Source organism: Streptomyces sp. NPDC056628 (assembly GCF_042792555.1).
Classification (GTDB): Bacteria; Actinomycetota; Actinomycetes; order Streptomycetales; family Streptomycetaceae; genus Streptomyces.
Genome location: NZ_JBHTWG010000036.1, coordinates 38299 through 54225, shown reverse-complemented (window position 1 = coordinate 54225; position 15927 = coordinate 38299). Strand labels below are relative to the sequence as shown.

Sequence of the window (15927 nt, the reverse complement as noted above, 5' to 3'; positions counted from 1 at the left end):
CCTTCACAAGTCGTCTTGCCTCTTTGTCGATCGTGGCCCGCACCGGTCACGGCCGCCGCCAGGAGCGGAACGCCCGGAGCCGGTCCGGGGTGACGACGGCCTCCAGACGGTCGTCGTCCAGGTCTCCTCCGCCCAGCGCCGCGAGCAGCCGGCGCGCCGGTGTGTTGCGGGGGGTGCGCTGTGCCGTCAGCCGGACCTCGGCGCACCCCAGCTCCTCCGCGCGTCCGGCCAGCCAGTCCAGGAGGCGTTCCTCGACGCCCCGCCCGAGGGCGCGGCAGCTCAGCAGCCAGCCGGCGACGTCGAGCCGGTCTCCCTCGGTGCGCAGGGCGAGGAGGCCGATCTGGCCGTAGTCGCCGAAGCGGTCGCGGGCGGACGCCGTCCACACCTCGCCGTGTTCGCGCCAGCGGCGGACGTCACCGCCGTCGGCGGAGCGGGCGCGCAGGGTGAACTGGTTGGTGCGGCGCACGAGTTGTTCGGCGCGGCCGACGTCGGCGTCGGTCAGGGCCCGGACGTCGACCTCCAGCCGCAGCTGGTCCAGGAACTCCTCGAACCCGGTCTCCTCGCGCACGGCGTCCCGTTGCCGTTCCTGTGCGTAGAACCGCGCGCGCAACGCGTCCTCGGCCGTGGCCGCCACCGGGACCACCGGCCACAATCGGTCCAGGAACGCGGGCAGTTCGCCGGCGTCCGGGCAGGTCACCGAGAGCACCTGGGGTGCGGCGGCGCGCATCCGGGCGATCTCGGCCGGGTTGTCGTCGAGGAACAGGAAGCTGTCCAGGCCCAGGCCGAGGGTGCGGGCCGCCTCGGCCAGCCGGTCCGGCTTCGGTTCCCAGGCGGCGGAGATCACGCTGAAGTGCTCCGCCTTCAGCAGGCTGTCCGGGCGGTCCAGTACGGCGCGGACGGTGTCCTCGTCGTTGTTGCTGACCAGGGCGAGCAGCGCGCCCGCCGTCCGCCACTGGAGGAGCCGGCGGGCCAGCAGGGCCCGTGCGCCGCCCAGTTCGACGCCTTCGGGACCGGCCTCACCGGCCACGCCGCCCCACAGGGTCTCGTCGCCGTCGACCGCGATCACCTTGGGTGCCGGGCGGTGCGCGGCACGGACGGCCTCGGCCAGGCGCAGCGCCACCGCGGCCTGGAAGGGCGCGGTGAACGGCAGATGGGCGAGGCGTTCGGTGCGTTCGTCGAACGGCTGGTCCACGCCGTGGTCCCGGGTCCACGTGTCCGGTCCGAGGACGGCGACGCCGGGCACCTCGGCCAGGTCGGCGGCGACCTCCCGTTCCCATCGGGCGAGGCGTTCGTCGGCGTGGGCGCAGGGCAGGACGCCGACGATCAGCGGGGTGCGACCGCGTTCGGCGGCGGCGAGGACGGCGGCCGGGTAGGCCGTGCGCAGTTCGGCCAGCCGGTCGTCGTCGACCGGGCCGAAGCGCTGCAGGTCGGTGGCCCGCAGCAGGACGACGCCCGCGGTCGTGGCCGGGTCGGCGAAGACGCCCGACGGGTCGCGCAGGGCGGCCGGCACCTGGTGGTAAGGGGCTTCGGCGACGCCGACCGGGGCGCCGGGGGTCACCGCGCCGACAGCCGCCTCGCACATCTGCGGCAGGTTGCCCAGGGCGAACGTGGCGGCGAGGGCGAGGCGGTGGCCGGGCCCGGCCGCCGGCGCCTGGGCGCGCACCGGGCCGGACGGGTCGTCCGCCGTGTCCGCGAGGAGCCGCAGCAGCTCCTCGCCGAGCCCGGTGACGGCGGCGGCGTCCAGGATGTCGAGGTTGTGGTCGAGCCGGATCCGTCCGGCGTCCGGCGTCATGGTGACCATCAGGTCGAGGTCGGAGTGGCCGGTCCCGGCCGGCAGCACCTCCAGGGTCTTCAGGCCGCCGCCGGAGCGGACGTGGTTGAAGTACACCTCGACCAGGGGCGCGTCGGCGCGGTAGAGGCCCTCCTCGGCCAGCACCGGAAGCACGTCGGAGAACATGGCGCCCTTCGTCAGCACCTTCTCCAGGCGTCCGTCGGTACGCCGCAGCACCTCCTCGATCCGCTCCCCCGCCCGCGCCTCGGCGGGGAAGGGCACCGGCACTCCGAAGAAGCCCACCGCGTCGTAGGCGTCGGCGTGGATACGGGTGTCGACGGGCACGGCGAGGACGAAGCGCTCCCGCTCGCGCCTGCGGGCCAGCAGCACGGTGAGGACGCCCAGGCAGAAGGCGGCCGGGGTGACGGCGAGCGCGCTCGCGGCGGCCGCGATCCGTTCGGACAGTCCGTCGGGGATCGGCAGGGTGACGCTCCCGGCCCGGTAGGTGCGGGTCGTCGGGCGGGGCCGGCTCAGGGTGAGGTCCAGGCGCGCGCTGCCCCGGAACATCTCGTGCCACCCGTCCGTCCCGCCGGGCCCGTCGGCGCGCTGCGCCTCGATCAGCTGGTGCGCCTCACGGTTGGTGAGGGTGTCCCCGAGGGGTCCCGTGGTCAGCTCGGCGTCGATCTCGCTCGCCACCAGCAGCAGTGACTGCAGGTCGCTGACGGCGTGGTGGGCGCCGTAGACGAGGATCTGGCCGCGCTCGCCGCCGTCCAGCAGCTCGAAGCGCCACAGGGGTACCGTGGCCAGGTCGAAGGGGGGTTCGAGGAGGGCGCGCAGCCCGCCCTCGGCGTCCGGTTCCGCGCCGTCGGGGACGACGGTCCAGCGCAGCGGTGTCGCCGCGAGGTCCCGTCGCACACGCAGCACACGTCCCCCGCCGTCCGGGTCGGTGACGGCGGTGCGCAGGGCGGCGTGCCGTGCGACGAGGCGGTCGAGGACGCCGGTCAGGGTCGCGCGGGTGACGGGTGCGGTGAGGCGTACGGCGAGGCCGACGGCGTGGGCGGCCTCGGGCATGCCGGGCCGGGCGCTGCGCAGCAGCCGTACGACGTCGCGGGTCGCGGGGAGGCGTTCCTCGGCCGGGACCTCGGCCGTGCCGTCCGCGTCGTCCCGTGCGGTGACCGTCCGCCCGGGCAGGGCGGTGCGCAGCGCCTCGGCGAGGCCGCGCAGGTCGGAGGCGGAGAAGACGGTGGCGGCGGGGAGTTCGACGCCGAGGTCACGGGCGAAGGCGTTGCGCAGCCGCACCAGCATCAGCGAGTCGAGGCCGAGTTCCTTCAGGGCGGTCGTCGCCGGGACCTGGGCCGCGCCACCGGAGATCTCGGCGATCCTGGTGCGGACGTACGCCTCCAGCCGGACGGCCCGTTCGGCGTCGTCGGTCGCCGCGAGCACCTTCTCGACGAGCTCGTCGGCGCCCGTGGCCGGGGCGGACACGGTCACCAGGTCGGCGAGGATCGGGCGGGTGCGGACGGCGTCGGGGTCGAGGGCCAGCAGCTCCCAGTCCAGGGCGAGCGGGGCGAGCTGCCGGCGGGACGTGGTCAGCACCCGTTCGAACAGTTCACCGCCGTCCCCGGCGGAGAGGGCGACCAGTCCGGAGCGGGCGGTCTGCGCGGCGCGGGCGTCGGACCCCGCGACCATGCCCACACCGGCCCAGGCGCCCCAGTCGAGGCTGAGGGCCCGGCGTCCGCGCAGGGCGAGGTGGTGGGCCCACGCGTCGAGGAAGGCGTTCGCGGCGGAGTACGCGCTCTGCCCGGCGGAGCCGAGCAGCCCGGCCGCGGACGCGAACAGCACGAGGTCCTCGGCCTCCGGGACCAGTTCGGTCAGCAGGGCGGTGCCCAGGACCTTGGGGGCGAGGACGGACCGGACGCGGTCGGCGCCGAGGTGCGCGAGGGTGGCGTCGTCGAGGACACCGGCCGTGTGCACCACCCCGGTGATCGGGCCGAGCGCCGCGCGCACGCCGTCCAGCGCGGCCGTGAGAGCGGCGCGGTCGGTGACGTCGGCGCGGGCCACGTGCACCGTGACTCCGCGCTCGCGGAGTCCGTCGATCCAGGTGAGGGCGTCGTCGTCGGGTGCGCTGCGGGCCAGCAGGGCCAGTCGGTGGGCGCCCCGCCCGGCCAGTCGTTCGGCGACGACCCGGCCGAGGCCGCCCAGGCCGCCGGTGATCAGGTGGGCGCCGGTCGGGGCGGGGCGTCCGGAGTCGTCCGGGCGGGTCCTGGCCAGCCGGGGAACGTGGCGTCCGTCGGGGCGCAGGGCCACGAGGCGTTCGTCGTCGGCGTGGCGCAGCTGGGTCCACAGGGCGTCGGCGCCGCCGGTGGGCGGCAGGTCGACCAGGGTGGTCCGCAGCTCGGGGTGCTCCTGGGCGACGGTGAGGCCGAAGCCCCAGGCGAGCGCCTGCTCGGGGTGGGTGACGTGGGTGCTGTCGCCTGCGGCCTGGCTGCCGCGTACGACGATGTGGAGGCGGGGCGCCCAGGCGCGGTCCGCGAGGGCCCGGACCAGGTGCAGGGTGCTCAGGCAGCCCAGCCGGGCCGCCTCCCCGGCCGTGGGGCCGTCCTGGATCGCGGGGGCGTCGAGCGCGGTCGACTGCACGACGTGCCGGGGAGGTTCGTGCGGGAACGCCTCGTCGAGCAGCCGGGCCAGCTGGTCCGGGTCGGCCGGGTCGAGCACGTACCGCCCCGGCCCTTCCTCGGCGAACTCGGTGCCCGCGCGGGCGATGACGTGGGGTACGGAGCCGTCCAAACGCCGGGCCAGGTCCGCGGTGACGCCGGACGCGTCGGCGAGGACGAGCCAGGTGCCCGGTGCCGGGGGTTCGGCGGCGGCCGGGCGGGGCTGCCAGCGCGTCTCGAACAGCGCCCCGTCGAGCGGGGAGAGGGCGGCGAGCCGGAAGTCCCTCGCCTCCAGCAGCAGCCGGTCGTCCTCGTCGTACAGGCGCAGGTCCAGGGTGGCGGTGTCGCCGGAGACGGACCGCAGTGCGCAGGTCACCCGGGCGGGGGTGGTGCGCAGCCCGGTGTGGCGGAGGTCGCCGACGCCGGCCGGGACGAACGCGCGGCCCTGCGGGGCGTCGGCGGGCAGGGCGGCCGTGTGGAAGGCGGCGTCGAGGACGGCCGGGTGGAGGAGGTGTCCGGCGGCGGGCCGGTCGGTGAGGCGGGCGACGGCGGCGGTGGGGGAACGGCGGCCCGACTCCAGGCCCTGGAAGGCGGGGCCGTACTCGATGCCGAGGGTGGCCAGGGTGGCGTGGACGGCCGTGAGGTCGACGGGTTCGGTGCAGCGGGCGCGCAGGGCGGCCGGGTCGTCCTCGGTGGGGGCGGCGGGGGCGGTGGTGACCCGGCCGGTCACGTGGCGTTCCCAGCGGGCGTCCGGGTCGCCGGCGGGTGCGGCGGAGACGGTGAAGTCCCGGACGCCGTCGACGGCGGGCCGCAGCACGAGTTGCAGCCGGACCGGCCGGGACGCGTCCAGGCGCAGCGGCTGGAGGAAGCCGATGTCGGTGAGCCGTACCTCGCCGTCGTCCTGGACGGTGCGGGCGGCTTCCAGCGCCATGGTCAGGAAGGCCGCGCCGGGCAGCCACACCTCGCCGGTCACGCGGTGGTCGGTGAGGTAGGCGAAGCGGCCGTCGCGCAGGTCCACCTCGGTCTGGAAGAGGTGCCGGCCGGGTTCGTCGCTGGCCTCGACGTGCGCGCCCAGCAGCGGTGAGGTGCCCGGCGCGGTCGCCGGGGCCGGGGCGAGCCAGTGGCGTTCGCGGGCGAAGGCGTAGGTCGGCAGGTCGGCGCGGCGGCCCGTCGGGAACAGCGCCGTCCAGTCGGGGGTGTGGCCGGCCGTGTGGAGCGCGCCCAGGGAACGCAGCAGCGTGTCGCGCCGGCCCGCGCCGCGGCGCAGGGTGCCGACGGCGACCGCGTCGACGCCGGCCTCGGCCGCCACCGCCTCGACGGCGGCGCCCAGCGACGGGTGCGGGCTGAGTTCGACGAAGTAGCGGTGGCCGTCCTCGAGGAGGCGCCGGACGGTGTCGGCGAAGCGCACGGGTTCGCTGAGGTTGGCGTACCAGTACGCGGCGTCGAGACGCTCGCCGGGCAGGGGCTCCGCCAGGACCGTCGAGTACAGCGGGGTCGCCGTGGGCGTGCCCCGGACCCCGGAGAGCCGGGCGAGCAGGTCCTCGCGGACCGGGGCCATCAGCGGGGTGTGCGAGGCGAACGGCGTCGACAGCGGCCGCGCCCCGACGCCCTGCGCGTCCAGGCCGCGGCGCAGGTCGGCCAGGGCGTCGGCGTCGCCGGACACGGCCGTGGCGTTCGGGCCGTTGACGGCGGCCACGAACAGCAGCCCGGCGTAGGGGGCGAGCAGTTCCTCGGCCCGGTCGCGCGGCACGTCCAGGGAGAGCATGCCGCCGCGTCCCGCGAGGGGGACGACGGCCCGGGCGCGGGCGGTGACGACGGCCACGGCGTCGTCCAGGCCGAGGGCGCCCGCGCTGTGGGCGGCGGCGATCTCGCCGAGGCTGTGCCCGGCCACGGCGTCCGGGGTGACGCCGACCGAACGCCAGGCGGCGGTGAGCGCCGCGTTGACGGCGAAGAGCACCGGCTGGAGGTACTCGGTGCGCTCCAGCGGTGAGAACTCCTCGGGCGCCCGCAGCGCGGTGAGCACGGACCAGCCGGCGTGCCGCTGCACGGCCTCGTCGATCCTGGTGAGCTCGGCGGCGAACTCCTCCGAGTCGCTCATCAGGTCCAGGGCCATGCCGGGCCACTGGCCGCCGTGCCCGGCGTAGAGGAAGGCGACCTTTCCGGTGGGGTCCTCGCGGCGGCCGGGCAGGGTCAGCCGGCCCGCCGCGAGGTCGGTCAGGGCGGTCCTCAGCTCGTCGCGGTCCTCCGCGACGAGGGCGGCGCGGTGCTCGAAGTGGCCGCGGTGGCGGGCCAGGGTGTGGGCGACGTCGTGCAGGTCGGTGCCGCTGCCGGCCAGGTGCCGGGCGAGGGCGGCGGCCTGCCCGCGCAGCCCGGCCTCGCCGCGGCCGGACAGCACGAACAGCCGTGGGCCGGTGAGGGGTTCGGCGGGGGGCGCTGGGGTGGGCGCGGGCGGCGCCTCCTCCACGATCACGTGCGCGTTGGTGCCGCTGATCCCGAAGGCGCTGACGCCCGCGCGCCGCACCCGGTCCGCCGACGCGGGCCAGGCGCTCTCCTCGTGCAGCAGGCGCAGCCCGCTGTCCGCCCAGTCGACGTGCCGGCTGGGCGGATCGGCGTGCAGGGTGCGCGGCAGGGTCCCGTGGCGCAGGGACTGCACGACCTTGATCAGGCCGAGGACGCCCGAGGCGGCCTGGGTGTGCCCGACGTTGGACTTCAGCGAACCGACGTACAGCGGACGCCCGTCGGGGCGGGAGGCGCCGAACACCTCCGCGAGCGCGCCCGCTTCGATCGGGTCGCCGAGCGTGGTGCCGGTGCCGTGCGCCTCGACGTGGTCGATGTCGGCGGGGCGCAGCCCGGACTGCTCCAGGGCGCGGCGGATCACCCGCTCCTGGGCGGGGCCGTTGGGCGCGGACAGGCCCTGGCTGCGGCCGTCCTGGTTGACGGCGGTGCCGCGCAGCACCGCCAGCACCCGGTCGCCGTCGCGCCGCGCGTCGCCGAGGCGTTTGAGGACGAGCATGCCGGCGCCCTCCGCCCAGACGGCGCCGTCGGCGGCGTCGGAGAACGAGCGGCAGCGGCCCGTCGGGGACAGCCCGCGCAGCCGGCTGAACTCGACGAAGGTCCCCGGGGTGACCATCAGCGTGACACCGCCGGCGAGCGCGAGGTCGCACTCGCCGGACCGCAGTGCCTGCGCCGCCAGGTGCACGGCCACCAGGGAGGACGAGCACGCGGTGTCCACGGTGAGGGCGGGGCCGTTGAGCCCGAGCGTGTACGCGAGCCGGCCGGAGGCGACGCTCAGGGCGGAGCCGGTGCCGACGTAGCCGTCGAGCTGGTCGAGCCGGGTGCCGGAGAGGTAGTCGCTGCCGAACATGCCGACGTAGACGCCGGTGCTGCTGCCCGCGAGGTCGGCGGGCACGATGCCGGCGCGTTCCAGCGACTCCCAGGCGGTCTCCAGGAGCAGGCGCTGCTGGGGGTCCATGGCCGCCGCCTCCTTCGGGGTGATGCCGAAGAACGCGGCGTCGAAGGAGTCGATGTCGTCGAGGAACCCGCCCTCGCGGGCATAGGACTTGCCGGGCGCGTCCGGGTCGGGGTCGTACAGCGCCTCGACGTCCCACCGCGCGGCCGGGAACGGCCCGACGGCGTCCCGGCCCTCGGCGACGAGCCGCCACAGCCCCTCGGGGTCGCGGGCGCCGCCCGGCAGCCTGCAGGCCATGGCGACGAGGGCCACCGGCTCCTGCGCGGAGGAGGTGTGCGCGGGCCGTGCGGCCTTCGCCGGACCCGGGCGGCCGAGGACGGTGGTCAGCAGGTGATCGGTGAGCCGGGCCGGGGTGGGGTGGTCGAAGAGGAGGGTGGCGGGGAGCCGGGCACCGATGCGGGTGCCGACGCGGTTGCGCAGGTCGACGGCGGTCACCGAGTCCATGCCGAGGTCGCGCAGCGGCTGGTCGGGGCGGACCGCGTCGGCCGAACGCAGGCCGAGCGCCTGGGCGGCCTCCTCGCGGACCAGGGCGAGGACGCGGGCGGCGCGCTCGGTCCCGGGCAACCGGGACAGCCGGTCGGCGAGGGTGGGTCCGCCCGCCGGGGCGGGCGGCCGTGCGGGCAGCAGGGACCGCCACAGGGCACCGGCGGGCGCCGCGGCGCGCAGCCGGGGCAGGTCGAGGGACCAGGCGATCAGGTGCGCGGTGTCGTGCCGCAGTGCCCGTGCGGTCAGGGCGCCGCCCTGTTCGGGGGTGAGGGCGCGGTGGCCGAGGCGGGCCATGCGCTCCAGGTCGGCGTGCTCGGCGGCCAGCCCCTCCCCCGCCCAGGCGCCGTAGGAGACGGAGAGGGCGGGCAGGCCGGACGCGCGCCGGTGATGGGCGAGCTGGTCGAGGAAGGCGTTGGCGGCGGCGTAGTTGGCCTGCCCCGGGGTGCCGACGACGCCCGCGGCGGAGGAGACGAGGAGGAACAGGCCGAGGTCGAGGCCCGCGGTGAGGCGGTGCAGGTGGGCGGCGCCGTCGGCCTTCGGGCGCAGGACCTCGGCCAGCCGCTCCGGGGTCGTCTCGGCGAGCACGCCGTCGGCCAGGACGCCGGCGCAGTGGACGACGCCGCGCAGGGGGGCCTCGTCGCCGGCGCGGGCGAGGACGTCCGCGAGGGCGGCTTCGTCGGCGACGTCGCAGGCGGCGACCTCCACCTGGGCGCCGAGCGCGCTCAGTTCGGCCGTCGCCCCGACGGCACGCGGGTCCTCGGGTCCCTGGCGTGACGTCAGCAGCAGGCGCGGCACGCCGTGTTCGGCGAGAAGGCGGGCGATCCTGTGGCCCACGGCACCGAGGCCGCCGGTGATCAGCACGGTGCCGTCGGTGGGGATCGCGGGCTGGGCGCCGGGCGGGGCGGGACGGGCCCGGACGAGGCGGGGTGCGAGGAACCGCCCGTCGCGCACGGCGAGTTCGGGCTCGCCGGTGTCCACGACGGCGGAGAGCGGCAGGTCCCCGTCGTCCGTGTCCACGTCGACGAGGGTCAGCCCCAGGTCCGGGTGTTCGGCGCGCGCGCCGCGGACCAGGCCCCACAGCACGGACTGCGCGTACCCGGCGGCGGTGTCCGTGTCCGTGGCCGCGACGGCGCCCGTGGTGACCCAGACGGTGCGCGCGGGGGCCTCGTCCGGCGGGAGGGCGATCAGTGCCCGCAGTTCGCTCAGCGCGGCCGCCGCCGTCGCGTGGGCGGTGGCGGCCGGGTCGGCAGCGGGCTCCGGGGCGGGCCACCGGCGCACCACCGTGCCGGCGGGCTCCTCCGCCGATCCGGCGCCGGCCGTGCTCACCGGGGTCCAGGCGAGCTCGTACAGATGGCGGTCGTGCTCCGGGCCGCCGGTCAGCTCGGCCGGGTGCGCGGCCCGCAGGCGCACGCCCTCCAGCCGGCCGGCCGGGAAGCCGTCGGTGTCCCACAGGGTGACGTCCAGGACGACGTCCTCGCCGGGTTCCTGGGTCCGGCGTACGACGGCGACGAGGTCCGTGGCCCCGCCGGGCGGCAGGACGCAGCGGCCCATCGCGACCGGCAGCAGCGCCCGGCCGTCGTGCGGTTCGAGGGCCGCGGCCACCTGCAGGGCGGCGTCGAGGAGGGCGGGGTGGACCGGGTAGGGGTCCGCGGTGCCCCGCGCGGTGGCCGGCAGGGAGAGCCGCGCCAGGACGGTCCCGGCGCCGGTCGCGGTGGCCTCGCGTACGCCCTGGAAGGCGGGGCCGTAGCCGAGGCCGAGGGCGGCCAGGCGGGCGTAGGTGCCCTCGTCCCAGGCCGGTGCGGACTCCTCGGGCCAGGTGGGCGGTGCGTCGGCGGACGGCTCGGACGGCTCGGCGGCGGACGCCGTGGCGTGCAGGGTCCAGTCGGCGCTCTCCGGGCCGCGCGGCCGGCTGTGGACGGTGACCTCGGCCGTGGGCCCGTCCGTGCTCACCTCGACGGACACCTCGGTGGTGCCGCTCGCGGGCAGGGTGAGCGGTGTGAGGAGCAGCAGGCCGCAGACGTCGGCGGCGGTGTCCGGGCGGGCCACCGCGAGGGCGGCGCGGCACAGTTCGAGCAGGGTGGTGCCGGAGACGACGGTGCGGCCGTGGACGGTGTGGTCGGCGAGCCAGTCGGCGGTCGACGCGGACCACTCGTCGCGGAAGGTCCAGCGGGTCTCGTCGGCCGAGCGGAGCTGGATGCCGAGCAGCGGGTGCGCGGCCCGGTCGAGGAGTCCCGGCGCGTCCGCCGGGGCGGCGGACCCGATCCAGTGGCGCTGCTCGTCCCAGGCGTAGGTGGGCAGGTCGACGGAGACGGTGGGCGGCACGAGCCGGCGCCAGTCGACGTCGTGGCCGTGGACGTGGAGCGCGGCGGCGGCGCGGTCGAGGCAGGCGGGGCCGTCCTCGTCGCGGCGCAGTGAGCCCACCGTGACCAGGTCCTCGTCGATGGTGCCCAGGGCGGTCAGCAGGGAGGGGTGCGGGGCGAGTTCGAGGAAGCAGCGGTGGCCGTCGGCGATCATGCGCTCGACGGTGGGCGCGAAGCGGACGGGTTCGCGCAGGTTGCGGTACCAGTAGTCGGCTTCCAGTTCGCCGGTGACGGGCGCTCCGGTGACCGTGGAGTACCAGGTGACGGCGGTAGCCTGGGTGAGCACGCCGTCGAGTTCGTCGAGGACGGCGTCGCGCACCGGCTCGACGCGGTCGCTGTGGGAGGCGTAGTCGACGTCGAGGACGCGGGCGAAGACCTGTTCCCGCTCCAGGCCCTCGACCAGGGTCCGCACGGCGTCCGCGGCTCCCGACACCACGGTGGAGCGGCCGCTGTTGACGGCGGCGACGGTGATCCCGCCGCCGTGCCCGCTGATCCGGCGCTCCACCTCGGTGTGCGGCAGCGCGACGACGGCCATGGCGCCGGTGCCGGACAGGTCGGTCAGGGCCCGGCTGCGCAGGGCGACGACGGCGGCGGCGTCGTTGAGGCTGAGGGCACCGGCGACGCAGGCCGCCGCGACCTCGCCCTGGCTGTGGCCGACGACGGCGTCCGGGCGGACCCCGCGGGCCCGCCACACGGCGGCCAGCGACACCATCACGGCGAACAGCACCGGCTGGACGACGTCGACCCGCTCCAGGTCCGGGGCCGCGGGGTCGCCGCGCAGGACGGAGGCCACCGACCAGCCGGTGAAGGGGCGCAGGGCGGCGTCGCAGCGGTCGAGCTCGTCGGCGAACACCGGGTCGCGGTCGAGGAGATCGCGGGCCATACCGGGCCACTGGGAGCCCTGGCCGGGGAAGACGAAGGCCACCTTGCCGGCGCGGGCCGTCCGGGGCGGGCCGGTGACGACGTCGTCGTCGGCCGTGCCCTCGGCGAGCGCGCGCAGGGCGCGCAGCAGGCCGTCCCGGTCGGCGGCCCGGACGACGGCCCGGTGCTCGAAGTGGGTGCGGTGGTGGGCGAGGGTGGCGGCGACGGCGGGCAGGGGCAGCCCGGGCCGGGCGTCGAGGTGGTCGAGCAGCCGGGCCGCCTGGGCGCCGAGCGCCGGGAGGCTGCGCGCGGACAGCGGGAAGAGGGCGGGGGCGGGCGGGGCGGCGGGCCGGGGCGCCGGCGCGTCGGGGGCCTCCTCCAGCACGACGTGGGCGTTGGTGCCGCTGATGCCGAACGCGCTCACCCCGGCGCGCCGCACCCGTCCGGCCTCCCGCGGCCAGGGGTGCGCCTCGTCGAGGACGCGCAGTCCGCCGTGCGCCCAGTCGATGTGCCCGGTCGGCGTCGCGGCGTGCAGGGACGCCGGTATCCGCTCGTGGTGGAGGGCGAGGACGGTCTTGATGACGCCGGCGATGCCCGCGGCGGCCTGGGTGTGCCCGATGTTGGACTTCAGGGACCCGATGCCGAGGGGCCGGCCGGCGGGGCGGTCCGGGCCGAAGACGGCGGCGAGGGCGCGGCCCTCGATGGGGTCGCCGAGCGGGGTGCCGGTGCCGTGCGCCTCGACGTGGTCGATGTCGTGCGGCCGCAGCCCTGCCGCGTCGAGCGCGGCCCGCACCACGCGTTCCTGGGCGGGTCCGCTGGGGGCGCTCAGGCCCTGGCTGCGGCCGTCCTGGTTGATCGCGGAGCCCTTGACGACGGCGAGGACCCGGTCGCCGTCGCGGCGGGCGTCCGCGAGCCGCTTGAGGACGACGACACCGCAGCCCTCCGCCCACACGACCCCGTCGGCGTCGGCGGAGAAGGGGCTGCACCGCCCGGACGGCGACAGCCCGCGCAGCCGGCTGAACTCGACGTGCCCGCGCGGGGTGAGCAGCAGGGTGGCGCCGCCGGCCAGGGCGAGGTCGCACTCGCCGCCCGCCAGTGCCTGTGCCGCCAGGTGCAGGGCGACCAGGGAGGAGGAGCAGGCGGTGTCGACGGTGACCGCGGGTCCGCGCAGGCCGAGGGTGTAGGCGATCCGGCCGGAGGCGACGCTGGGCGCGGTGCCGGTGCCGACGTGCCCGTCGAGCTGGCCGAGGCCCGCCGAGGCCAGGTAGCCGCCGTCGTACAGGCCGGCGTAGACGCCGGTGGAGCTGCCGTTCAGGGTGGCGGGGACGATGCCGGCGCGTTCGACGGCCTCCCAGCTCGTCCGCAGCAGAAGCCGCTGCTGCGGGTCCATGGCCGCCGCCTCGCGCGGGGAGATCCCGAAGAACGCGGCGTCGAAGCGGTCGATGCCGTCAAGGTAACCGCCCCGCAGGGAGTACGCCTTGCCCGTCGCCTCCGGATCGGGGTCGTACAGGTCCCGGGTGTCCCAGCGGCCCGCCGGCACGTCGCCGACGGCCTCCCGGCCCGCGTCGAGGAGCCGCCACAGCGCGTCGGGGTCGTCGGCGCCGGGCAGCCGGCAGGCCATGGAGATGATGGCGATGTCGTCGTGGCGCTGCGGGGCCGCGCCGACGGGGTCCCGGGGTGCGGCGGGGGCGGCCGGGCCGTCGTCCAGGGCCGCTTCGGCGAGCGCCGCGACCGTGGGGTGGTCGAAGACCAGGGAGGGGTCGAGGGTCCGGCCGGTCAGCGCGGACAGCTCGGCCGCCAGGGCCACCAACTGGCGCGACCCCAGGCCGAGTTCGGCGAGCGGCCGGTCGGGGTCGACGGTGTCCGGGTCGAGTCCGGTCGCCTGGGCGACGGCCGACTCCAACCAGGCCCGGACGTCCTGGGGGGTGCGCAGGGGCGGATCGGGGAACTGCTTCGGGGACTCGTGCGCAGGCATGGAGACAGATGTCCTCGTGGGTCGCGGAGAGGAGGCCGCGGTGTACGGGGGCGCGTGGGCCCGCGGCCGCGGTGTGCGTCGTACGGCGCGCGCGGCGGCGTACGGCGGGGCGGGGCGGCGTCAGCCGAGGGCGGGTTCCCCGATCCGGGCGAGGGTGCCGCCCAGGTGGGCCGCCCGGGAGGCGTGGCGCTGGATCTTGCCGCTGGAGGTCTTGGGGATGGTGCCGGGCCGGACGAGGACCACCTCGCGCACCGCGATGCCGTGGGCCTCCGCGATGGCGCTGCGGACCACGTCGGTGATCTTCTCCGCCTCGCCCGCCGCGTCCGGGGCGATCTCGGCGACGAGAACGGCCTGTTCGGTGCCGGCCGCGGTGTCGTCGCCGGCCGGAATGTCCACGCCGAAGGCGGCGGTGCAGCCGGGGCGCAGGGCCGGGTGGGCGGTCTCCGCGGTCAGTTCGAGGTCCTGCGGGTAGTGGTTGCGGCCGTCGACGACGATGAGGTCCTTGAGGCGTCCGGTGACGAACAGTTCGCCGTCGCGCAGGAATCCGAGGTCGCCGGTGCGCAGGAAGCGGCCCTCGTGTCCGGCGAGGCGGGCCCGGAAGGTCTCGCGGGTGGCGAGGGCGTTGCGCCAGTAGCCCTTGGCGACGCTCGCGCCGGACACCCAGATCTCGCCGACCTCGCCGTCGGGGAGTTCCTCGCCGCGCTCGGGGTCGGCGACGACGACGGTGAGTGCGGGCGCCGGGCGGCCGGAGCCGACGGCGGCGGTGTCGGGCCGTCCGTCGGGGGGCGGGAGCAGGGTGGGCGCGGTGCCCGGGGTGCCGCCGCTGACCATGAGGGTGGCCTCGGCCAGGCCGTAGCAGGGGTACAGGGCCTCGCGGCGGAAGCCGGCCGGGGCGAAGGTGTCGGCGAAGCGCCGCAGGGTGGCGGCCCGCACGGGTTCGGCGCCGTTGAAGGCCACCTTCCACGCGCTCAGGTCGAGGCCGTCGAGGAGTTCGGGGGTGGCGTGCCGCAGGCTGAGTTCGTAGGCGAAGTTGGGGCCGCCGCTGGTGTGCGGGCGGTAGCGGCTGACGGCGGTGAGCCAGCGCTGCGGCTGCTGCAGGAAGTGCAGCGGGGAGAACAGGGTGGCGGTGACGCCGAGATAGACGGTGTTGAGGACCGGGCCTATGAGGCCCATGTCGTGGTAGACGGGCAGCCAGCTGACGAACATCTCGTGTCCGTGCTCGGCGACGGCGTCCGGGGTGTGCCCCATGCGCTCGGTGATGATCCGCTCGTTGTCGAGCAGGTTGCCGTGGGTGACCATCACGCCGCGGGGCGCGGAGGTGGAGCCGGACGTGTACTGGAGGAAGGCGACCGAGTCGGCGTCCAGGTCGGGTTCGTGCCAGGCGCCGGCCGCGTCGTCGGGGATGTCCTCGGTGGCCACGCAGGTCAGTCCGGCGAGCTCGGGCAGGTGCTCCGTCAGGCCGGTCAGCGTCTCGATCACCTCGCGGCCACCCAGGATCACCTGGGCGTCGGCGTCGGCGATCAGCCGCCGCATCCGGGTCAGGGCGCGGTGGTTCCCCGCGCGGCCGTGCGGGGGGACGCCGGGGACGGCGACGACACCGGCGGCGAGGCAGCCGAGGTAGCCGCAGACGAACTCCAGGCCGGGCGGGTACAGGAGCATGGCCCGGCCGCCCGTCAGGCCGCGCTCCTGGAGCCAGGCGGCGATCGCGCGGGAGCGCCGGGCGAGCCGGCCGTAGGAGATCTCCTGGATCTCGCCGTCGCAGTCGCCGGTGACGAGGTATCGGTAGGCGGTGCGCTCGGGGTGGCGCCCCGAGTGCTCGGTCAGAAGGTCGACCAGGGATCGCACCATGTCGCGAGTCTCACCTGTCTGGATCGGTGGGCGAAGAAGGAAGCTCGAGGGTCACGTGCCGGACACGTGCAGACGCCTCGGTCGCCCGGGCCCCCTTGCCCGGCCGTCCGTCTCGACGACCCGCCGAGGAGTCACGGCGCTGGTCCGCCGTCTCCTCGTGTCCCCCCGCATCAATGTGCTACCGGTGAGTAGCACCGTAGCAAGCCTGTCCGGTCCGATGGGCCGAACAGATGTAAACCCTACGTGTCGAACGGGTGTTGGCGAAGCGGGGGTCCGTCCGGGGCCTCGCGCGCGCCCGCCCGGCGGCACGCGGCACACCCGATCCGGGACCGCAATTGCGACAGTCCGCGACAGATGCGAGCAGACTCGCGATGCATTTGAACCCAAGTATTCGCCGACCGTGTGAGATCGATCGATGACGGTGTGTACTGTGCTCCGAGCGCCGCGCGTCACGGTCTCGCGACGAGGCCTGCCCGACTGCCCCGAACCGACCTTCTGGGAAA

At 76.5% G+C, this 15927-nt stretch carries 2 protein-coding genes; both read right to left on the bottom strand.

Annotation, left to right across the window (positions count from 1 at the left end; genetic code table 11):
• Positions 1-46: 46 nt before the first annotated feature.
• Entirely contained in the window at positions 47-13576 is a 13530-nt protein-coding gene (locus ACFRAC_RS30420; protein WP_382935190.1) for an SDR family NAD(P)-dependent oxidoreductase, read from the bottom strand.
• 120 nt (positions 13577-13696) lie between these two features.
• On the bottom strand, positions 13697-15424 hold the full coding sequence (locus tag ACFRAC_RS30415; protein WP_382935187.1) for a fatty acyl-AMP ligase: 1728 nt from the start codon (positions 15422-15424) through the stop codon (positions 13697-13699).
• Positions 15425-15927 lie beyond the last annotated feature (503 nt).

What these genes read in the sequence shown, in the direction of transcription:
- ACFRAC_RS30420 (WP_382935190.1), bottom strand. Translation starts at nt 13,576, where the DNA reads ATGCCTGCGCACGAGTCCCCGAAGCAGTTCCCCGATCCGCCCCTGCGC.
- ACFRAC_RS30415 (WP_382935187.1), bottom strand. Translation starts at nt 15,424, where the DNA reads ATGGTGCGATCCCTGGTCGACCTTCTGACCGAGCACTCGGGGCGCCAC.